The 22,204-nt window shown below is 40.9% G+C and carries 15 protein-coding genes and 8 tRNA genes; 16 read left to right on the top strand and 7 right to left on the bottom strand.

All coding sequences use genetic code 11. The annotated features are described in order from the left end of the window. Positions 1-19: 19 nt before the first annotated feature. Positions 20-4,534, top strand: a complete 4,515-nt coding sequence (locus FTU13_RS02370; protein ID WP_180126230.1) for an Hpt domain-containing protein — start codon at positions 20-22, stop codon at positions 4,532-4,534. 3 nt (positions 4,535-4,537) lie between these two features. Then, positions 4,538-5,005, top strand: a complete 468-nt coding sequence (locus FTU13_RS02365) for a hypothetical protein (RefSeq protein ID WP_180126232.1) — start codon at positions 4,538-4,540, stop codon at positions 5,003-5,005. 69 nt (positions 5,006-5,074) lie between these two features. Here the strand turns inward: FTU13_RS02365 and dapE are convergent, their stop codons facing one another. The 3 genes from dapE to FTU13_RS02350 all read right to left on the bottom strand — a co-directional run bounded on the left by dapE (position 5,075) and on the right by FTU13_RS02350 (position 7,508). Beyond that, positions 5,075-6,208, bottom strand: a complete 1,134-nt coding sequence (gene dapE, locus FTU13_RS02360; RefSeq protein ID WP_180078161.1) for a succinyl-diaminopimelate desuccinylase — start codon at positions 6,206-6,208, stop codon at positions 5,075-5,077. Between the two features lie 122 nt (positions 6,209-6,330). Continuing rightward, a complete protein-coding gene (locus FTU13_RS02355; RefSeq protein ID WP_078191053.1) occupies positions 6,331-6,480 on the bottom strand; it encodes an entericidin A/B family lipoprotein in 150 nt (49 codons plus the stop codon). Between the two features lie 164 nt (positions 6,481-6,644). After that, positions 6,645-7,508, bottom strand: a complete 864-nt coding sequence (locus tag FTU13_RS02350; RefSeq protein ID WP_180126234.1) for a DUF1853 family protein — start codon at positions 7,506-7,508, stop codon at positions 6,645-6,647. 88 nt (positions 7,509-7,596) lie between these two features. Between FTU13_RS02350 and FTU13_RS02345 the strand changes: the two genes are divergently transcribed. The 11 genes from FTU13_RS02345 (at position 7,597) to FTU13_RS02295 (ending at position 10,431) form a co-directional block, all read left to right on the top strand. Further along, on the top strand, positions 7,597-8,031 hold the full coding sequence (locus tag FTU13_RS02345; RefSeq protein WP_180004991.1) for a YbaN family protein: 435 nt from the start codon (positions 7,597-7,599) through the stop codon (positions 8,029-8,031). Next, the gene (gene elsL, locus FTU13_RS02340; protein WP_180126236.1) at positions 8,024-8,518 is read left to right on the top strand and encodes a cell wall-recycling L,D-carboxypeptidase ElsL; all 495 of its coding nucleotides are present in this window, start codon (positions 8,024-8,026) and stop codon (positions 8,516-8,518) included. The genes FTU13_RS02345 and elsL overlap by 8 nt, the downstream gene beginning before the upstream one ends. A 459-nt stretch (positions 8,519-8,977) precedes the next feature. Then, positions 8,978-9,053: transfer RNA gene (locus FTU13_RS02335), tRNA-Val, on the top strand. 29 nt (positions 9,054-9,082) lie between these two features. Next, positions 9,083-9,159 (top strand) — tRNA-Asp (locus FTU13_RS02330). 47 nt (positions 9,160-9,206) lie between these two features. After that, positions 9,207-9,283 (top strand) — tRNA-Asp (locus tag FTU13_RS02325). Positions 9,284-9,304: 21 nt separating this feature from the next. Further along, positions 9,305-9,380 (top strand) — tRNA-Val (locus FTU13_RS02320). A gap of 13 nt (positions 9,381-9,393) precedes the next feature. Then, positions 9,394-9,470, top strand: a tRNA-Asp gene (locus tag FTU13_RS02315). A gap of 31 nt (positions 9,471-9,501) precedes the next feature. Continuing rightward, positions 9,502-9,577 (top strand) — tRNA-Val (locus tag FTU13_RS02310). Between the two features lie 44 nt (positions 9,578-9,621). Further along, positions 9,622-9,698 (top strand) — tRNA-Asp (locus tag FTU13_RS02305). Positions 9,699-9,796: 98 nt separating this feature from the next. Further along, positions 9,797-9,872 (top strand) — tRNA-Val (locus FTU13_RS02300). A 97-nt stretch (positions 9,873-9,969) separates the two neighbouring features. Further along, a complete protein-coding gene (locus tag FTU13_RS02295; RefSeq protein ID WP_180023173.1) occupies positions 9,970-10,431 on the top strand; it encodes a DUF2750 domain-containing protein in 462 nt (153 codons plus the stop codon). Between the two features lie 54 nt (positions 10,432-10,485). Here the strand turns inward: FTU13_RS02295 and FTU13_RS02290 are convergent, their stop codons facing one another. The 4 genes from FTU13_RS02290 to yccS form a co-directional block, all read right to left on the bottom strand. Next, positions 10,486-11,256: a YdcF family protein gene (locus FTU13_RS02290; protein WP_180126238.1), complete on the bottom strand. Its 771-nt coding sequence runs from the start codon at positions 11,254-11,256 to the stop codon at positions 10,486-10,488. Between the two features lie 105 nt (positions 11,257-11,361). Then, a complete protein-coding gene (locus tag FTU13_RS02285) occupies positions 11,362-14,064 on the bottom strand; it encodes a sulfite reductase flavoprotein subunit alpha (protein ID WP_180126239.1) in 2,703 nt (900 codons plus the stop codon). Positions 14,065-14,252: 188 nt separating this feature from the next. Continuing rightward, positions 14,253-14,813 carry a YcxB family protein gene (locus tag FTU13_RS02280; RefSeq protein ID WP_180004995.1) on the bottom strand — a complete coding sequence of 187 codons (561 nt, stop codon included), beginning with the start codon at positions 14,811-14,813 and terminating at the stop codon, positions 14,253-14,255. A gap of 85 nt (positions 14,814-14,898) precedes the next feature. Further along, positions 14,899-17,067, bottom strand: coding sequence for a YccS family putative transporter (gene yccS / locus FTU13_RS02275; protein WP_180023177.1), 2,169 nt, complete (start codon positions 17,065-17,067; stop codon positions 14,899-14,901). A 135-nt stretch (positions 17,068-17,202) separates the two neighbouring features. Here yccS and FTU13_RS02270 point away from each other — a divergent pair, with 135 nt between their 5' ends. From FTU13_RS02270 to gltS, 3 genes are all read left to right on the top strand, one after another. After that, positions 17,203-18,405, top strand: a complete 1,203-nt coding sequence (locus tag FTU13_RS02270; protein WP_180126241.1) for a multidrug effflux MFS transporter — start codon at positions 17,203-17,205, stop codon at positions 18,403-18,405. Between the two features lie 642 nt (positions 18,406-19,047). Continuing rightward, the gene (locus tag FTU13_RS02265; protein WP_180126243.1) at positions 19,048-20,319 is read left to right on the top strand and encodes a DcaP family trimeric outer membrane transporter; all 1,272 of its coding nucleotides are present in this window, start codon (positions 19,048-19,050) and stop codon (positions 20,317-20,319) included. Between the two features lie 629 nt (positions 20,320-20,948). Beyond that, a complete protein-coding gene (gene gltS, locus FTU13_RS02260) occupies positions 20,949-22,190 on the top strand; it encodes a sodium/glutamate symporter (protein ID WP_180126245.1) in 1,242 nt (413 codons plus the stop codon). The last annotated feature ends 14 nt before the right edge of the window (positions 22,191-22,204 follow it).

The following is a 22,204-nucleotide window of genomic DNA, read 5'->3' as shown; positions in this document are numbered from 1 at the left end:
AACATAAGAAGCCTTAGCTATGAAAGAAATATTAAAAAATTTAGTTGAAACAACTACGCTTCCTGAAGATAGTTATCTTGATCAAGATGCAGAAATTTTAGAGATTTTTGTTGAAGAAATAGAAGAAATCTTTGAAGAGCTGGCGGGTTTATTTACAACTTGGTTGGAAAATCCACAAGATAAAGACACTTTAACGACGATTCGTCGTCATTTCCATACCCTGAAAGGTTCAGGTCGTATGGTCGGGGCAAAATCGGCGGGTGAAACTGCATGGGCAGTTGAAGATACGCTGAACCGTGTCATTGCGGGTTCAGTACAGTTAACGCCGACCGTTCAAAAGTTTGCACAAACAGTTTTAAATGTTTATCAATATAAGCTCTATCCACGGTTTAAAAATGTTGCCGAATTGGATGTTGATTTACGCCCATTGGTTTTAATGGGGCAACAATTACAACAAAATATCAGCCTTGAGCCTGCACTCGAAGAATTATTAAAACTGGCAGATCAATTAAAATCTGAAGATGGTGTCACTGGTTTAGAACTGACTGATGTTGAAGCTACAGCACCTGTAGAAGTGCTTGAAAACACGATTGATGCGGTTGTTGAATCAGAACCTGCTCCTGAACAAGTAGATGCAGATGCATCACTGGTCGAAGAGACAGTGAGCATTTTTATTGAAGAAGCTGAAGAACATCTACAAACGATTGATCAGTTCCTCCAATCTGATGACAGTAAATCACAAGATTATAATGGTTTGATTCGCGCGCTACACACCTTGCGTGGTAGTTCGTCGATGGCGCAAATCGAAGAGATTTTTGAAGCCAGTTCAAAAGTTGAAAACTTATTCAAAACCTTATTACAAGACGAAATCGTATCGAGCTCGAAAGAAACTGCTTTATTGATTCAATATGCTGAATTTGTTCGTGATTATTTGCACGTGCTGCGTTCAGGGGATAAGGCAAATCTTGCATCTATTTATGAAACCTTCAAAGCTGCTTGGGATGATTATGGTTTTGCTAGCCAAGATCAATTGGCGCCTGAAGATAATCCGCAAGGTTTGGTTTCTAAACTAATCGAATTAAATATTGATCAGTTATTAGATGCTGAATTTGAGTTTGATAAACGTGCCCTTGTTGAATTCCCTGACTATATTCAACAGCTCAGTCAGCAAGCTTTAGAGTTGATTGAACATACGGATAATCGTGCGTCTGTTGGAATCCATGATTTCACAACTCAACTGCGTGCAGCATATCAGTCTTTAGTTGAAAAGCCTGAATTACTCCATGCTGATTATGGCTATGAGTTATTTGCGCAAGCACATCAGGAGTTTATTCACTTATTTGACACTTTAGCTGCGGGTCAGCGTGTGGTGTTAAGTGAAGATGTTCAACGTTTCTTAAATGAGCTGACTGCATTTGTTCAACAAGACATTGAAGCAGTTGTAGCGACGACAACACCAGAAGCCCATGTAGTTGCTGAACCTGTTGCCACTGCAGAAGATAAAGCCGCTGTTCCAAATACAACAGCAGTAGACTTTGCACAATTAAGTCAGCGTATTCAACTTGATCATCAACAGATGCAAGCGGCGGATGCGAATAATGACTTTGATGAAGATCTTTTGGTGATCTTTATTGAAGAGGCTGAAGAATTATTGGTGGGGATTGACCAAGACCTCAGTACTTGGACGCGCGATCAAACCAATACTTCAGCTTTGAATAATTTAATGCGCTATTTGCATACCTTAAAAGGTGGTGCAAATATGATTGCCGCGTCTCATGTGGGTTTGATTTCGCATGAATTGGAATCAATTTATGAGCGCATTATTCGTCAGCAAATTTCGAATACTCCTGCGTTAATTCAAATTATTCGTTTGGTGCAAGATGATATTTCAGATCGTATTCAAACCATTCGTGACCAAGGGATCGACTACCCTGCGGACAATGTGATCGATATTCTAAGGAATATTCAGTCAATTGTGGCAGGAGAGCGTTCAGAACCTGTTGCATTGGCTTCGGCTCCTATTTCAGCTGAAACTCTACAAGCTACAGTAGAGCCAGATGTGTCGGTGTCAGAGCCGATGGATGCTGCTGAAGACACTGCAGAAGCAGTGATTGAAGCTCAAACGACTGCTCACACTGAGTCTGCTGTTGAAGATCTTGAACATGCGGTTGCTGAACATGTTGAGCATCCAGATGACGATCTACGTTCTGTAATGGAAGAAACCTTCCTTGAAGAGTCTGAGGAAATTCTTGAACAAGCCGTTCAATTATTAAATCAATGGACTGAACAACGTAGTGACCGTAACGTATTGCTTCAATTACAACGTGCTGCCCACAGTATTAAGGGTGGTGCGCGTATGGTTGAAAATGAACCTGTTGCCGCAATTGCGTATCAACTTGAGACGACGTTTGAGCATTTCGCGGTTCATCATTTCAACTCAAATGCATATGACGGCTTACTCAAAACGACGTTAGCATGGTTAAAAGAAGCGATCTTCAACCATGACTATAGTAATTTTGACAGCATCAAATTGAGCTTAGAGTCCATTCAATATGTGGATGTTACGGTTCAACTGCCAAACCGTGTTGCAGAATTGGAACAAGGTATCGTCAGCAAAGGCTTTGAATTTATTCAGGGTGATGGTGTTGAACCGCCATCGATGTTGGGTGAGTGGACTGAAGCCAATTCTTCTGATAATAGCAATGAGATGATTCGGATCTCGGCTGATCTCGTCGAGAAGATGATTGATTTATCAGGCGAGAACTCGATTAACCGTTCACGTATTGAAATGGACTTAGGTCAGCTAGGCAATACCTTGAATGAAATGGAGTTGGCGATTAAGCGACTTGCTGACCAGTTACGTCGAATGGATGGTGAGCTTGAGTCACAAATTATTGCCAAACATGGTTCTGAAAATTCACGCTATGCGGATTTCGACCCATTGGAGATGGACCAATATTCATCGATTAACCAATTGTCAAAATCTCTAGCCGAATCTGCGTCGGATTTGGTTGACTTCAAGAGTACTTTGGCAGAAAAAATCCGTGATGCGGAAGGTTTGTTATTACAACAATCACGTATTCAGTCAGAAATTCAAGAAAGTCTGATGCGTACCCGTTTGGTGCCATTTGATCGTTTGTTACCACGTTTACAACGTATCGTGCGTCAAACTTCTTCGACCTTGAACCGTCCTGCAGAATTGATTGTTCAAAATACAGAAGGTGAATTGGACCGTACGATCTTAGAGCGTTTGGTGACACCATTTGAACATATGCTGCGTAATGCGGTCGACCATGGTTTAGAAGATACTGCTGACCGTTTGGCTTTAAAAAAGCCAGAAGTAGGTAGCATCGTCTTGAACATTAGTCGTCAGGGTACTGATGTACTGGTGTCTTTCAGTGATGATGGTAAAGGGATTGATGAAACCAAAATTAAAGACAAAGCCTTAAAACTTGGTTTAATCAAAGCGGATCAGTTCCTCGATAAACAAGAAATCTTGCAATTGATCTTCCATCCAGGTTTCTCAACGGCACAATCGGTAACGCAAATTTCGGGTCGTGGTGTTGGTCTGGATGTGGTGCAAAGTGAAATTAAAGCCTTGGGTGGTCATGTTTCCGTTGAGTCTGAGTTAGGTAAAGGGACGACCTTTACCATTCGTGTACCAACCACAGTAGCGGTCAGCGATGCCTTGATGGTGAAAGCGGGCGATCAGCAATATGCGATTTCATTAGCGCAAATTGAACGTATTGTCCGTATTGCACCTACGGCACTCGAAACTTACTTCAATAGTAAGGATGACGTGTTTAAAATTGACAACACCAATTACAAACTACGTTATCTATCAGAGTTTGTGGGTAATCAGCCAATTCCACGTTTAAATAATGTCGGCCATTCATTGCCTGTACTACTAATTAAAGGCAACAGTGGTCAAACCATTGCTTTATTGGTCGATCAGCTGGTGGGTTCACGTTCTCAAATCGTGGTGAAACCAATTGGTCAACAATTTACCAGTGTAGCCGCGATTGCAGGTGCCACGATTCTAGGTGATGGTCATGTATGTTTGATTTTGGATGGGCAAAATATTGCACGTCAAATTCAAACTACGCAGCGTGTTAAACATTCAGCTGAACAGCGTGATTTGGGCCGTCAAGCCAATGCGCGTCGTTTAGTGATGATTGTCGATGACTCGGTAACTGTACGTAAAGTGACTTCACGCTTACTTGAACGTCAAGGTTATGACATTGTGACAGCGAAAGATGGTGTGGATGCAATTGAGCAGCTTGAAAATGTCCGTCCAGACTTGATGCTACTCGATATTGAAATGCCACGTATGGATGGTTTCGAAGTGACAAACTTAGTTCGTCACCATGACATTCACCGTGACCTGCCAATCATTATGATTACATCACGTACAGGTGAAAAACATCGTGAGCGTGCATTTAGCTTAGGTGTGACTCACTATATGGGTAAACCATTCCAAGAAGCTGAATTGCTTGCCAATATTGAAGCTTTAATTGCAGAAAAGCAGGGGTAATCTATGAGCCAAAATACTGTTTCTCAGATTGTCAGCGATAAAATTGATCAACAGGAATTGCAACATCTCATTACGGTATCTACCGGATTTATCGATGCGTATATCATTGATTGTCATGGTAAAGAGCCAATGTTGTTGCCACAAAATATTGTGCTTTCAGCGCTCGATAGTGCAACCAAGGTTCCTTTTGTTGAATGGCATGAATTGAAATTGCCTGTTTTCTCGGTCAATGATCCTGCAAAAAATCAGGGCGTGGCTTTGGTGATTGAAGGCGATGATGTTGGACAGCGTTTTGCACTGATGTGTAATGAAATGCCGAAAACCATTCGTCTGCGTATTTCTGAAGTGGTTGATGAAGAAAAACCTGTGAAAGACGCCAATATTTTCCAATATGTACGCATGGCCGATCAGGTATTTCATATTCCAAATTTAGCTAATATTCAAAACAGCATTGGGCTTCAAGCGGCTTAATATTTGCAAAAAAGAGATATAAAAAAGGAACTCTATGGAGTTCCTTTTTTATATCTTTACGGGAAATGTTTAGGCCAAAAGATTTTCTAAAATCTTTTCGTAAATTTCAGAAAGCGGCTCTAGTTCTGCCACATTGACATGTTCGTTGATTTGGTGAATCGTGGCATTTAAAACACCCAGTTCAAGCACCTGCGCACCTGTAGGCGCAATGAATCGACCATCAGAAGTACCACCACTGGTCGAAAGTTCAGTTTCAGTCCCAGTAACTTCTCGAATGGCATCACGTGCGGCATTTACTAACTCACCTACTGGGGTTAGGAATGGCAAACCTGATAACGTCCACGAGATGTCATATTCAACGCCATGACGATCTAAAATTTCCAAAGTACGTGCTTTGAGTTCATCTGCCGTTACTTCTGTTGAATAACGGAAGTTAAAAAGTAAATTCATCGTGCCCGGAACAACGTTGGTTGCACCTGTGCCGGCATTAATATTGGAAATTTGGAACGACGTTGCAGGGAAGTATTCGTTGCCATTATCCCACACGGTATCGCAAAGTTCAGCCAGTGCTTTTGACGCAGTATGAATTGGGTTAATCGCAAGATGTGGGTAAGCAACATGCCCTTGTTTACCTTTAACCGTTAAATTGGCATTTAGCGAACCACGACGACCATTTTTAACAATATCGCCGAGTGTGTTGGTGCTAGAAGGTTCACCCACCAAACACCACGTCATTTTTTCATTACGCGCTTCTAACGTTTCAACAACTTTAACTGTCCCGTTGATCGAAGGACCTTCTTCGTCAGAGGTAATGAGAAATGCAATCGAACCTTTATGATTTGGATGCTTCGCAACAAAACGTTCTGACGCTACAACCATAGCTGCCAACGCTGTTTTCATATCTGCACTGCCACGACCATACAGTTTACCGTCGCGAATTTCAGGAAGAAATGGGTCAGAACCCCATGCATCCAAGTTACCCGTAGGTACTACATCAGTATGACCTGCAAAGCAAAATACTGGTGCTTCAGTCCCTTTACGTGCCCAAAGATTATCTACATCATCAAAACGCATATTTTCAATGTTAAAGCCAATCTTGGCTAAACGATCCGCCATAATGTTCTGGCAGGTATGGTCAATTGGTGTCACCGACGGTTGGCGAAGTAGTTCTAGGCTGAGATCAAGAGTTGCTGTTGAGGTCATGCTAAATACAGAAGTCAAAAATGTCGCAATATAATAGGCGAATCAACAAGCGAAGGGAAATTTACACGTAAAAAAACCCTATTAAAAAAATAGGGCTCTTTTATAAATTCTTGGGAAAGAAATTAATTGCGGCGAATTTCTTCCGAAGTTTTCTCAGCAGTATTGGTTACAGCATCTCCAGCTTTAGATACGTCTTTACCAACACCTTTTACTGTATTACAACCTGTCAGTACGAAAGCAACCATAAGTGATGCAGCTAAAATTTTTTTCATAGAATGTAATCTCCATTATGAAAGAATAATTTTTAGAGGACTAAATTATTCTGTTGTGAGATTTAGATTAAAAAATAGGCTTATTGAACAGTAGGTAGTTTTTACGGTGGTTGAGTAAATAAATGTAATTATCTATCAGGCTTTATATTTAGTATTCTGCCATTTCAAGTGGTTTGAGGCAAAACTAAGCGTGGTAATCTATACATATAATAGCTTTCATCGCTGTCCTTTTTATATAAACCATCTGTCCACCAATGTGCAGTTTTACTTGTGGGTTGCTGCTGTACGCAGATCCATTCATGTCGTTGTAGGCGATAGAAACCTTGACTTATGGACGGAATGACATGTCCCCATTGACCTGTTCTGCGCGCAGAATTGACCCAGTTTGGTAATGTGCTGGTAAGCTGAATAGGTAAATATAATTGACCCTTTAAAACGCAATAGCGTTGTTGAATCTGCTGCCCAAGTGCTTCATCAAATTGGAATTGTTTTTGGATAAAATGATTAAGCTTTCGAGCCAAAGTATCACTACGATTTAAGCCATACCAATAGGGTAATTGAAAATCGCGCTCTGCTAGATAGTATTTTAAAGCCACTTCCCAATGTTCAACTTCACCACTTTCAGTATTTTTTAAAACAAAGTCGAGTTCACCTACTGTACGAGGGCCGTCAATTTTTTGAATGCTATGTCCGAGTAACTGGTAGGGATGGTATGGGTGATCGAGAAGCCAAAACCATATAAACATTTCGAAACGTAAACCAAGGCGAGTACTTTTTAATTTTTGTAAAAATTCTACTAATACACTTGGGTGTTGTTCGAGTTGTTTTAAACGGGGAAGGTAGGCTTCAAAATGTTTTTGCCACAGCTCGTTTGGATGAAAATGAAAGGGATAGCGGATTTCGAGTTCATTGGGAATTTGCTGCAGAATATTTGGGCTAGCAATACAGAAAGCCAATTGGCGAACTAAGGGCTGTTTAAATTGCAACCATGGCTCAAAATAAGACGACGTTGTCGGGGCTACAGCCATATTGAAACCTTTTGAATAATGCAGAATAACAACGGATAATTGTTAAAAACATCTTATACTACCTGAATTGAAAGTTCAGGGTAGCGGTATGAAGACGTTGTTTTGGCGAAGCTTAGTGGTTGTCTTTGTCATTTTAGGCTTTATAGGGGCTTTATTGCCGGGAATGCCCACGACAGTCTTCTTAATTTTAGCGGCATGGGCGGCTTCAAAAGGCTGGCCACAAATGGATGCTTGGTTGTTGAATCATCCTAAATACGGCCCAACCCTACGCGCTTGGCGCGAAAATGGCACCGTCCCCCGCAAAGCAAAATGGTTTGCATCGATCATGATGTTTGTGAGTGGTCTGATTATGCTTTTTACTTCTGCACCGATTGCCGTCAAGATTTTCACTGACTTAACCATGTTGATTGTTGGCATTTGGTTATGGACAAGACCAGAGCCAAATAAGATTAGGACTATTGAAACATCGCCGCAGACACAACCACAAGATAAAGATAAGCAGAAAGAGCAAGAGCATGTCTGAATATACCCAAGATCAAGCTGATATCCTGATTAACTTGAAAGATCAAACTTTAACTTTGCCTAAGCTAAATAAATTTTACCTCATTTCATCGGGTAAAAATGGCATTGGTGAACAGGAAAATAGTGGCAAGACGCCACGTGGCTGGCATCAAGTCGCTGAAAAGTTTGGTGGACAACAACCTCAAAATGCAGTTTTTACAGCGCGTCAATGGACAGGAGAGGTTTACGACGAGCAACTTGCCGCATCATATCCTGATCGGGATTGGATTTTATCTCGAATATTATGGCTCAGTGGTTTAGAACCCGGCTTTAATGCAGGTGAGGGCTGTGATACTTATAAACGTTATATTTATATTCATGGCACACCAGATAGAGAGCCTATGGGTATACCGATGTCACATGGTTGTATTCGCATGCGAAACAGCGATGTTATAGAACTTTATCAACTGATTCCATTAAATGCGCTGGTTTACATCACTGAACATTGAACACGTCGTTAAAAGCACAAGCCATGAAAGCCGAAATTCATGACATCAAACCATGGTTTGAAGAATTAAAGTGAGTTTGAAAGGCGTTTTTTTGTCAGGACTTTTGTCAGGACTAATGCTCGTAAACTAACAGAAAATCAGGTTTGAATGTATTTTGTACACTAATGTGTTTTAGAATGCAGTGTGTGGTGAATTAATCGTCGGTTCGCTGAATGATTAGTTATGAGTCCACGCGAAAAACTGTTTTTTATGTGAATGATGCAGAATATAAGTCATATTTTTAATAATAAATTTACAGGTTTATAGCTAAAAAATGTTCAAAAATACTGATTTTTCCGCAATATAACTTATTTTTTAATCACTCAAACAGAAAAAGTGGAAAAGAGTTAGAAAAGCGTTTGACAGACCGTGAGGATTCTCTATAATGCACCTCATCAAACGATGAACATGTTTTGAAAAGGGCGCTTAGCTCAGTTGGTAGAGCGTCTGCCTTACAAGCAGAATGTCGGCGGTTCGATCCCGTCAGCGCCCACCAAACCTTTTCAGCGTTAAGATATTTAGAGTGCAGCGGTAGTTCAGTTGGTTAGAATACCGGCCTGTCACGCCGGGGGTCGCGGGTTCGAGTCCCGTCCGCTGCGCCACTTTAAATCTTAATTCGTTTGAACCACAATAGCGACATTGTGTAAGTGCAGCGGTAGTTCAGTTGGTTAGAATACCGGCCTGTCACGCCGGGGGTCGCGGGTTCGAGTCCCGTCCGCTGCGCCATTTACATGATAGACCTTTTGAGGGCGCTTAGCTCAGTTGGTAGAGCGTCTGCCTTACAAGCAGAATGTCGGCGGTTCGATCCCGTCAGCGCCCACCATATTTTTTGCGATGCAGCGGTAGTTCAGTTGGTTAGAATACCGGCCTGTCACGCCGGGGGTCGCGGGTTCGAGTCCCGTCCGCTGCGCCATTACAAAGAATATAATTGTTGTACCCTTTAAGGGCGCTTAGCTCAGTTGGTAGAGCGTCTGCCTTACAAGCAGAATGTCGGCGGTTCGATCCCGTCAGCGCCCACCATATCTTTTAAGATATAGGTTGTGTTTCGAAAGAAACTACGTGATGCAGCGGTAGTTCAGTTGGTTAGAATACCGGCCTGTCACGCCGGGGGTCGCGGGTTCGAGTCCCGTCCGCTGCGCCATTTATCTTAAAAATCTCTGTTCAAGAGAGTGCCTTTAGAAAAATCTTTGATTTTTCTCTTACGCTCAGACAAAGCTTCGCTTTGTTACTCTTCGCTCAGGGCGCTTAGCTCAGTTGGTAGAGCGTCTGCCTTACAAGCAGAATGTCGGCGGTTCGATCCCGTCAGCGCCCACCATATTCTTCTATAGAAACTTCTTTATCCAAAAGCTTGCCTAAATTTTCTGATTTACATAGAATCCGCTCTATAATAATTTTAATATTGTATGTGATCTATGAGAAATCCATATCAGCGCAAGGCAGCGTCTAAAACTCAAACTACAAATTACAATCCTCAAGAAACCTATAAACAATTTATTGAAAATATGGTCGCTCAAGGTGGCGTGATTGCTTTATATCAAGATGGTTGGGCACTTTGTGCGACACCTACAGGTCAGCGTTCCTTCGCCATTTGGCAAAATCGTGGTTTGGCACGTTTATTAATTAAAGACAATTGGTCCAATTATGAAATTCAGGAAATTTCATTAAAAGACTTTATCGAAAAAGTCATTCCGTTTTTACGCAGCGAGAGCACTACGGTATCTTTAGATTTAACCCCAGAAGGGCAAAATATTTTGGTTGCGCCTGAAAAGATGCTATTAGATATTAAAAATTATTTATATCAAGTCTATCAACAGCGCCCAGAAATTTTTGAAAACCTTAAAATTCCTTTGCCACGTAACATTCGTTTAAATTAATTGTTTATTCACAGCATAAAAAGCCCTTGTTTACTGATCAAACAAGGGCTTTTTTTAATATTCGTTAAGTACAAAACCGCTCAAAAAGGCAAAATATTCTCGTAGCCAAGAGTTGTAGCGGATGTACAGCGGTGTAGGCGCTGCAATGGTATACACCTGTGTATAGCCTAACTTTCGTGCAATTGCTTTTGCACGTGGAAGGTGAAAGTCACTACTGGCAATCGCAATGGGGGCATCAAGAGAAATCTGATGTTGTTTTAAAATCTTTTTACTATTGATCAGGTTGAGTTCTGTACTGGTACTTTTACTTTCTTCATATATGCGTGCCGCTGAAATGTCATAGTGTTGAAGTAAATAGCGTTTCATAACGGAAGATTCGGTCATTTTTTCATTAAAGCCTAAACCACCCGTCATGATCATAATAGTATTGGGTTGTTGCAAGGCATACGGTGCTGCGGCATCGAGACGCGCCTTTAAGGTCGGAGAGGGTTGACCATTTTCAATACCACTACCCAAAACGATGATGGCTTGGACGGAAGTAAATGGCTTGGATTGCTGGCTATTGAAGTGTAAATACGCAAAAAACAGTAAAAGGCTCAATAGCCAAAGCCAAAACAACCACCATGTAGCACGCCAGAGCCTTTTGAGTTTAGGGCATTGATCTAAAATATTGTGGATTTGGGTTGAAAATAGTCCGGATAAAATAAAAATACACCCAATGACTAAGGGTAAAAGGATGCCTAAATGAATTTTATCTAATGTAAGTAACCAAATGGCATCTACGCAGAGCAGCAAGCCTACACAAAGCAGTAGTATTCTTTTCATGCAAAAAATTAAAGCAGTATCCGTATTTGGCCCAAGTATAGCGTGAAAAAAACCAGACACGAGGTCTGGTTTTGAGTTGGGACTATTTATTGGAAAACATCTTACTTAGTAAACATCACGACGGTAACGCCCAGCTTGACGCAGTTCAGCAACAACATCTTCACCTAGTATATCAATCAATGCGTGGTCAACGTCCGTTGCCATACCATTGATACTACCGCAGACGTAAATCACGGCACCTTGTTCTACCCATGATTTTAATAAGGCCGCTTGATCACGTAGCTCATGATGCACATAGCGTTTCTCCGTTTGATCACGAGAGAAGGTGAGGTCTATGCGTTGAACTAAACCGGTGTTTTGCCATGCTTCAATGACGTCTTGATAAAAGAAATCATGTGCGCGTTGGCGCTCACCAAAAATCAGCCAGTTTTGCGTATAGTCTTGACGAACTCGTGTATGTAACAGGCTGAGTAAACCAGCAATACCTGTACCGTTACCAATACAAATCACAGGACGATTATCTGCAATCAGATGGAATGATTCATTGGTACGAATACGCAGTTGTAGTGTGCTATTGATCGCAGCATGTTGTGTTAACCAACCAGAGCCTAAACCAAGCTCACCATCCGCATTGGATTGCTGACGCACCACTAAGCGTAATACTTGCTGACTTGGAATACTGGCAATCGAGTATTCACGAGTTGGAAGCGGTGGAAGCTGTTCGAGCAAGTGATCAAGGTTGGCAAATGGTTCGACATCCGTGTTTAGGTTACGATCCCATAATGCATCTTCAATGCGTTGCTGAGTAGAATCAACCACTTGCTGACTCTGAATCTGATACTTTTGCATGAAGTTTGCAATACGTTCAGCACTATTACCCGGCTGAATCTCTGCAATATCACCCGCTTGCCAATTGGCTTCATGTTGCGGTTTTAACTCAATATTAAATGCAGGTGCACCTAAACTGTTCGGGTTGAGTAAATCACGTTTGGTCAATGTCCATGCATCAAAAGTTTTTTCAATTTGCATGTGCTGAAGTTCAAGTTTAGTCGCTTTGGCTAAAGCGCTATTCCATGCTTGAATGGCTTGGGTGTCGCCATTATTGACTTCAATCGTGTTAAACAGTGGCTTCGCCGCATTACTCTGCATCCAACGATGAATCGCATGACCAAAGCTACAGAAAGTATCAGGATATTCTTCTGAACCTAAAGCTAATACGGCAAACTGAACATGACTCAAATCGAGGCTTTGTGTCATCAGTTTACGTTCAAAGCTTGAAGCGAGGTCAGGTGCTTCGCCAGTGCCATAAGTACTTGCAACAAATAAAACCTGAGCGGCTTGCGTTAAGTCATCAGCAGAAAGTTGCTGAACAGCTTTCACTGTGACGGGCTGACGAGCCTCTTGTAAGCTTGTTGCTGTACGCCATGCCAATTGTTCAGACTGACCTGTTTGTGATGCATAGCAAATTAACCAAGGCTGTGCGTTTGGATCGATGGCAACAGGTGCTAAGCTTTGACGAGCTTGCTGTGTCAGTTTTTTCTGTTTACGACGTTTGAGATAGAGCATCCATCCAGTGACAAAGAACAGCGGCATCATGAGGGATGCAATAACCACAAAGAACTGATAAATCGGTCCGAAGAAACTACCACGATGCACAGGTAACATGCTGGTCATGATTTTTTCATTTAATTTTTTATCTTCGTATAACTCGATATCGGTGAGAGCAGACGTTTTGTAGTTATAAGTCGCTTTGTTGCGAGCACGTTCATGTTGAGGGACGGCATCCACAAAGTTAATTTCTAATTCACCATTGGCTTTTTTCGGAATATTAAAAGTGACACTTGAGTATTCACGACCAATATTTTGATTAAAGCCATTCCAACTTTGGGTAAGGGCAATATTCACTTGTTCTGGTTTTAGACCACGTTTTTCTCCGCGACCTTCAGCACCATGTTTGTTTTCTTGAGAGCCGTGTTCAGAGGGACTCGACGTTGCAGGGTTTCTTTCAGAACGTGCTTGGTGTTCACCACGAGTTTGTCCTGCTTCAGTGGCTTGTTTTTCAGCGCTTTGCTTTTCGCCCGCATGTTCAGCAGGTTGTCCATTCGTTTTTGGACCTTCTTGCAATTGGGGCTGTGGACGTTCAACGCTCATGACTTTAAACATGCCATTACGCCACCAATCATAAGACCAGTACAGACCTGTACATGCCAAAATGAGATAAAAAACAATCACCCATGTGCCGACGACTGCATGTAAATCCCATAGGAAATTACGTCCTTTGAGCTTCGGTTTTACTGCAAGCCATTGTTTTACAGAATGTCTTTTTGGCCAACGCAGATACAAACCACTCAATACAAAATAAATCAGCATCAGTGTACATGCGCCGGTAATTTGTTTACCAACAGGGCCAACAGTTAAATTACGGTGTAGCTGCTGTACAAACTGGAAGAATTTTTGACCTTTGATTTCAGGTAAAACTTCGGCTGTATAGGGGTTAACCATCATGTTATAGCCACGACGAGCACCTTCTTTGACAATATTCACGGTACTTGAGGCGGTAGCATCTGAGGCAATAGAGATGCTATTAATTTTCATGTCAGGATCAGACTGACTAAAGTGCTGATAAAGCTCAGCAGGAGTTAGTTTAGGCTGCTGTTGAGCCTGAACCACATAACTGTCCTGATTGATTGCTTTAAGTATTTGCTGTTCATAGGAATAAATGGCACCTGTAACCCCCATGAGCGAGAGTATTAAGCCGGCACTAATCCCCAGGAACCAGTGAATCTGGAAAAGGGTTTTCTTAAACATGATGGATTTAATATTGATAAAAGGTTGCTGAATTGCGACGAATTATAAACGATGATGTAGTAGAGAATGTGGAAAAAGTAAGTAATATTCATTCTCATTATTGTAATTATCAATGATCGTTCGAAAATTAAACAGATAAAAAAACCTCCAAAGAGAGGAGGCTTTTTATACACAAATGTCTGTTAGGCTTAAATTGGTTTAGCAGGGCCTACAGTTTCATTTAAATGTTTACGAATGGTCGAAAATGGAAACTTCTTGCTATCCATACGTTTAGGCAAGATGTATGCGCCGTCTTGACCCTTTACTTTAAAGTTCAAAAGGATGAAGTCTTTGGTGTCATACCATTCATGAATGTCTTTCCAACCGACAGTCATCGTCCCCATGTTTGCGCCCATACGTTGCTGCATAGAGATCCCATGCGGCTGAACACCCATACGGATGCCTTTAATTTCTTGAACAGGGACTTCGTTCAGTTTGCGTTTCGCATACCATTCGATACCGAATTTACGCACAAGGAAGTAAATCACGACACAGACAATAGCTACCCAGCAAAATACTGTTGAATAGTTCTTAATAAAGATGAGGCCCAAGAGTGCCAGTGCAAGAATTGCACCCATAATTAGCCATGCTTTTTTGCCAATTTTGAAGTTACTGCGAGACAGAACAAGTTGAGCATAACGTTGTTCTTCTTCAGAAATTTCATAAGCCACTGGCTCTAGCGTGTAGGCGTATAAATTTTTTGCGGTCATAGTGAAAGTAACAGATTTAAAACTGTAAAAAGTTTAGCATTATTTATACCAATTCAGTGAGTATATTGTTCCAAAATCATCCAAATTATAGTGAAGCCAGTTCCGTCGATGCTTGATCATGCTCATGACTTAGATTTTGTTTCAATTGGCTAAATTGGTTCAACACGTTAAACATCAACGAAAGCTGTTGTAGCACGATCAAGGATTTTTGATCTTCCTCACTGTTTTGCGACAAACGCTGACGGATTTCTTGCAACATATTTTGCGCAGATAAGTCTGGAACTTCGTCACGCAGCAATGCACCTTGAATGTCATCTGTGGCTTTATCCAATAAGGTTAAGACCTGTTGGTCTTGAATTTTTTCACGATGCGCACCTAAGGCCGCGATATAACTAATAAAGGTGTGATTGAGACACAAAAACTCAAAGGCTAAAGCTTTTTGAGTCGGATCGGTATCGGGTTCGGTGGCTAATGTGGAAATCAGTGATGCTACTTCTGCATCGGTATTATGTGCTGCACGACGGACCACACGATAATTCAAGCCGTTATTACGACCAGATTTGTATTGTTCAACCACTTCGGCCAAATAATCACACTGCGCTTGAATAGAGCGACTGATGGTCCGAGGTAGGCGACGGAACTTCCAGTCTGGGAAAATGAAACTTACACCAAACCATGCCAAGGCACAACCAATCAGTGTATCAATCATACGCGGCATAGCTGCGGCAAAACCCATCCCATCTAAGTTAAAGTTGATCAGCGCCAAAATGGTAATAAATGCAGTAGCTTGTGCATATTGCTTACTGCGTAATTCAAAAAACAGTACGCCACTTAAAATGAGCAGTAATAACTGACCTTCGACAGAAGGGACAAAATATAAAATTGCATAACCTAAAATAATCCCGACCAAGGTGCCAATGATACGTAAATAGAGACGGCGCTTGGTGGCGTTAAAGTTCGGCTGGCTGACAAACAGGGCGGTCAATAAAATCCAATAGCCATAACTGATATTGGTCACTTGGACAAAGATATAACCAATAAATAACACGGTCGATAAACGCACAGCATGACGGAACAGCACCGATTCAGGACTCAAATGTTGTTTAAATCGAATGACGATGTCATCCCAACCTTTTAAATCATCATCTTTTAAACGATTTTCAATCAGGGCTTGTCGGTCAATATAACGCTCAGTTTCGACGTTACGTAATTGCGCATCGATGCCTTTTAGATTTTGGTATAAAGCAAATAAAGAGTTGATCCAGACTTCATCGTATTTTTGCTCTTCGCGCAGCTTTTCGAGTGACAGTTTTAGATTATGAAATGCATGTTTAAAACGTTGATTATGATGATAGGGTTTTCGCTGTAAGATACTGATACTCAAATCTTTACAAGCTTTACCTTGAATCGAAAGCACGCGTTGAAAGCGAAATAAAATATCACTATGTTCAAAAATACGGGTCAATTTTTGATAATCAATATGCGCGGAATCGGCACGTTCATGAATGTCTTGCGCGACAAAATAATATTGCAGGCTACGACGCGTATCTTTTTGTCCACGGTCACCTTTTAAACGCGTTAATAAGGCCGTTTTCATATCGTTGAAAATGCCAATTAATTTGCCATTTTCGAGCGATAGCTCAATCAAACTTTGCTGGTAACTTTCTGGTGTCATATCGACATCAAACAAGTTAGATTTTGCAAATAAGAAGTCACCTAGAGATGAATAGCTTTGCGCCAATTTGTCCTGAACTTGACGTACAGGAAACAGTAGAAAGCTCAAAGTCGAAAGCAGTCCATACCACATCGCACCGATGACCAATAAACCTGCTTGTGTATACCAATTTTCAAAAAGTTCGACCCCTAGCATGGAATACACGGAGATCACCAGACAGCCATAAGAAATGGTGGCATAGCGACGACCCAATGAACCCAAAAGAATCCAACCGATACAAGACACAATCAGCCCCAAAGCAAATAAAATCGGATGCGGGAACAACAGATAAATGGATACCGCAGTAACAAAGAACCCGATATAGGTATAAATTTGATTGAGCACACGGACTGAAAAGCGGTCATCGATATCACTTAGACCTGCGGCCACCACACCCAAAGTGAGGGGAATGGTCATTAATTGCTGATCTAAAAAATATGGGACAAAGGCTGTACCTGCGAAGGCAATGACCATGCGCAAGTTATACATAAAGGTCGTGTTATAGGTTGCTTGTTTCAGTCGTGCGAGCCAGGCGTTCAAAATTTTTCCTTTGCTAAAGCGATGGGGCAGTAAGCAATGTGTATCGTGTGAATTTTCACATTGAAGCCAAGAAATAATACTATGTGCAGTGTAAACTTGTCTGCAAAACTTGCTTGCAATAAATGAATTATTCTTATGAAAAGCGTCGAATCACAAAAGGAATTTTCTCAACGCTGGATCGTCTTATTGGCGTTGCTGACTGCTTTGGGGCCACTTTCAATCGATATGTATTTGCCTGCTTTACCTCAAATGGCCGATGATTTTGGTGTCACAACGCAACAAGTGGCCAATAGTCTTCCTGCGTATTTCTTGGGTTTGGCGATTGGGCAGTTAATTTATGGGCCAGTCAGCGACCGTATTGGGCGTAAAACACCGCTATATTTCGGTTTGGTTTTATATATTTGTGCCAGTTTTCTGTGTGTCTTTGCCAATAGTGAATGGAGCTTGATCGCGGCTCGTGTTCTGCAAGCCTTGGGTGGCTGTGTCGGTGTGGTGATTGCCCGTGCTGCAATTCGTGATCGCTTAAGTATGCAAGCTTCTGCTCAAGCCTTTGCGAGTATGATGATCGTGACAACAATTGCACCAATCATTGCACCTACTTTAGGCGCGTGGGTGTTACAGGTGTTTGAATGGCAATACATATTTGCGGTATTGGTACTTGTCGGTATTTTTTGTCTTTTCTGCGTACATTTTTTCTTTCAAGAAACCCTCCCTGTTGAGCGGCGCTTAAACTTAAGTTTAAAACAAGTCTTAGGTTTATATGGTGCGATTTTGCAAGACGAAACCTTCCGTAAACCGATGCTCACAGGCTGTTTTTCTGGCGCAATTTTATTTTGTTATATCAGTGGCTCATCTGCCATTTTAATGGATGGTTATGGTCTGAGCCAACAGCAATTTGCTTATGTATTTGGTGCGAATGCTTTAGGGATTATGGTGTTTTCGACCCTCAACAAGAAACTTGCAAATCGACTGGATGTTCGCCATCGTTTGCAATTGGGTAATGCACTTCAATTGTGTGGTGTGCTGATCTTATTGGCGGCGGGGCTATTTTATCTTTCATCTATCGTTGTTGTAATGTTGGGCATGTTCTTATGTGTTGCATCAATTGGCTTCACTGGGCCAAATGCGATGGCTTTGGCGATGTCTGAACAAGGCTCACGAGCTGGCACAGCCAGTGCAATCATGGGAAGTATGCAATTTGCCTGTGGTCTATTGGCTGGAGTGTTTTTGAACTTTTTAGTATGGTCAGCGCTGATCAATATGGCCCTGATTATGCTGCTATTTGTGGTTGTTGCTATGATTACTATGCGCAGTTTAAAAGCTTCAGCCATGGGTTGAGCTGAATGCAGGTGATGACGTTTAGCAGGTCTTACTTAAACGTCAGTCATCAACGTACTAGTATTATTGATCAAATATCCACGTCACTCATTATAAATGTTCATCATCATAACGATGAATGATTTTGCTATTTTCCCATTGTGAGGTCAGTTTCTATTTTCTCGAAACTTATATCTAAACAATCATCCACTTGAAAATAAAAAGTGAAACGGTGGATCGCTGTTATCCCACTCTAATAAAATAGAGCAACTGATAAATAAGTATTATTTGCATTAAACACAGTACTTTATGTTGAATCACTATATATCAAATGCCTCTATTGGCAATATGTCGGATTTTATAGTTTTTATTGCATACCTACAGGGTATGGATTTTTACCTTTAAGGTATGGGTATTGAGATTTTTTGCCATCTGAATCGGGTAAGTCTGAATTTTAACTAAATATTTCAGTCTATTTTCAGTAATGGATTCAGGTTTCTTGCTTTTTGCTTTCAAGTATTTCGTTATTGGGGGCTACAAGTTAAGGTTTTAATGCGACTAAAGCACGGATATGCAGCATGAAATTTGTCCGCTCAAATAGCTGAATAACAAAGCACCCGGATTTAGGGTATACAACAATGACAGGACAATAGAGAGCTTAGGATGAAAACTCAAACTGTATTCCACCCAATGAAAACCCTTGTTGTTGCCATGAGTTTGGCAACGGTCTCAATGGCTCATGCAGGCAGCAATACTTCTGAAATTGAACAATTACGTGCAGAAGTTGCAGAACTGAAAAGTTTGATTAAAGCGCAGCAGCAAGTTCAACAACAGCAACAAACAGAGATTCAGCAAGTTAAAGCGCGTCCTGTTGCACCACCACCGCAACCAGCTACTCCAGCTGCAAGCTTAAAATCTAAAACAGGTGCAGATGTAAGTCTTTACGGTTTTGTTCGTGGTGATGCGAACTATATTATTGAAGGTGCGGATAACGACTTTAATAACGTACATACGTCTAAAGAAGAAGCACGAGATAAACTTCGCGCAACTGCAAAAACCACACGTTTTGGTTTAGATTTTACGGCACCTGTCGGTGGTGATGATAAAGTGGGCGGTAAAATCGAGGTCGATTTCAATGGAAGTGGCGAAACTATTCGTCTACGCCATGGTTACTTAACCTTTAACAACTGGTTATTTGGTCAAACGACATCTAACTTCTTGTCTAACCATGCACCAGAAATGATTGATTTCAATACAAACTTGGGTGGTGGTACTACACGTATTCCTCAAGTTCGTTATAACTACAAGTTAGCTCCAGATACTCAATTATTTGTTTCTGCGGAAGAAGGGGATAGTAAAGGGACTGTTGCTGCAGATCCGACGTATCGCCTTCCAAACTTAACTGCCAAAGTGACTCAAGGTTTTGCTGCAGGGAAAGGTACCGCTTCAGCTCGTGCATTGGTTGAAAACTACAAATCTAAAACTGCGGATGATACAGAAACAGCTTGGGGTGTAGCAGCGGGTGCATCTTATGCAGTGACTGATCAATTGAAATTGAATGGTGATGTTTCGTATACAGAAGGCAACAGCAACTATTTATATGGTTCTAACTCGGCTTACTCTGTGGTAGATGGCAACATCGAGCAAAACAAATTCACTGCTGTACAAGTGGGTGCAACTTATAAGTTTAATGAAAAACTACGTTCGACTTTAGCTTACGGTGCGCTATTTGCGGATGATGGCAGCGCGTATGCGAAAGATGCATCTAACTCAAATGCAAACGAAGAAGCACAGCAAGCTTGGATTAACTTTATTTACGCACCTGTAAAACCAGTTGAACTTGGCTTGGAATATGTGAACGGTAAACGCAAAAACTTTGCGGGTGAATCTTATAACGATGACCGCGTGGGCTTAATGGCTAAATATAGCTTCTAAGCTAAATCATCGAAAAGAATCGATCAAAAAAGCCTGACTCAGTTCAGGCTTTTTTTGTTGAAACAGGAGATTTTTCAACGCAAATTAACCCATAGCACTAAGCAGATGGAATCACTAAATCGCCTGAGTCTTGATGTCGTACTGGTTAAAGCAGTCGTTTAACCACGTCTTACATGGGCATCATGTTCAAATCTTTAATATTTTATATAGATAAAAAATGCGAATACATTTTAGTAAAAACAAACAGATATAACTTTAAATTATAGCAAATAAAACTTTTTGTAATTAAAATTAATGAAATTTCTCTGTTCTCCACGCATAATGTGCGACTTTTCTAATCAGCATTTGATTTTATGTATTTCATCTATGATGTGAATATTGTAGTAAGTGTTGGTTTAGTAAGCATGAACTGCTTTTATGGATTTGTTTTGTCGAATTGAGTTTTCACTTTTTTTAACTCAGGCATACATATTTGAATCAGATGATGAATATTTATGATTGGCAATGAATAGCTGGTAGCCTGATTTATTGGTTGAATTTACAAATTGGAATTGTATTTTAATTAATAAACGCTACTAATTTCTATTAATTGGACTAATAAATATTCTAACCATTTTGGACAAATTATTATGGAATTTAGCTTTAACGCATTTTATACCTTAATTGCGGCGGTGATCGTTCTTTTATTAGGACGTTTTCTGGTAAATAAAATCAGTTTTTTGAGGCGTTACAATATTCCTGAGCCCGTAGCTGGTGGTTTGGTTGCTGCAATAATTTCATTGGTTGTACATAGCATTTGGGGTTATAGCATTACTACGAGTAGTGAATTACAAACCAGTTTTATGCTGATTTTCTTCTCATCCATTGGTTTAAGCGCAAACTTTGCCAAATTGAAAGAAGGCGGAATTGGTCTTGTTATTTTTCTGGTAGCCGTTGCTTCTTTCATTGTTGTGCAGGATGTCGTTGGTATCAGTCTTGCCACTTTATTGGGTATTGATCCACTGATTGGTTTGATTGCAGGTTCAATTACGTTGACAGGTGGTCATGGTACAGCTGGTGCATGGGGTGAAATTCTTGAAGTTGAACACGGTATACAAGGTGCATTAGCTTTAGGTATGGCAAGTGCAACTTTTGGTTTAATCATTGGTGGTATTATTGGTGGACCATTAGCTAAGTTGCTAATTAATCGTTATCGCCTAGCAACTCCGCGCACGAATGAGCAAATTGAGCGTAGTGATAACACACCACTAGCTGATATTAATTCAACAGAATATGTACCTTTTGAATATCCACATCGTGTTCGTTTAATTACCGCAGATAATGCAATTACGACTTTAGGCTTATTTGCAGGCTGTTTAGCATTTGCTGATTTTATGACGGCTTTCAGTAAAGGTACGATGTTTGAATTACCGACATTTGTATGGGCTTTAGCTGGTGGTGTCATTTTACGTAATGTATTAGAAGGTATTTTCCGTGTACAAATATTTGATCGTGCAATTGATGTATTTGGTAATGCTTCATTATCACTGTACTTAGCAATGGCACTATTATCGTTGAAACTATGGCAGCTATCAGATCTTGCAGGACCATTAGTTGTGATTTTGGGAGCCCAAACATTAACAATGGCACTATATGCTGCGTTTATCACTTTCCGTGTAATGGGCAAAAATTATGATGCTGCGGTTTTAGCGGCGGGTCATTGTGGTTTTGGTATGGGGGCAACACCTACCGCAGTCGCAAATATGCAAGCCATTACCAATATGTATGGTCCATCTCATAAGGCTTTCTTAATCGTTCCTTTATGTGGCGCATTTTTTGTTGATTTGATTAACGCAACAGTTATTCAATTAATTCTTAAATTCTTTGCTTAATTTAGAAAGGCTCT

The organism is Acinetobacter sp. YH12064 (assembly GCF_013419735.1).
In the GTDB taxonomy this organism is placed as follows: domain Bacteria; phylum Pseudomonadota; class Gammaproteobacteria; order Pseudomonadales; family Moraxellaceae; genus Acinetobacter; species Acinetobacter amyesii.
The sequence above is the reverse complement of the archived record's forward strand: the minus strand, read 5'-3'. Positions and strand labels throughout refer to the sequence as shown.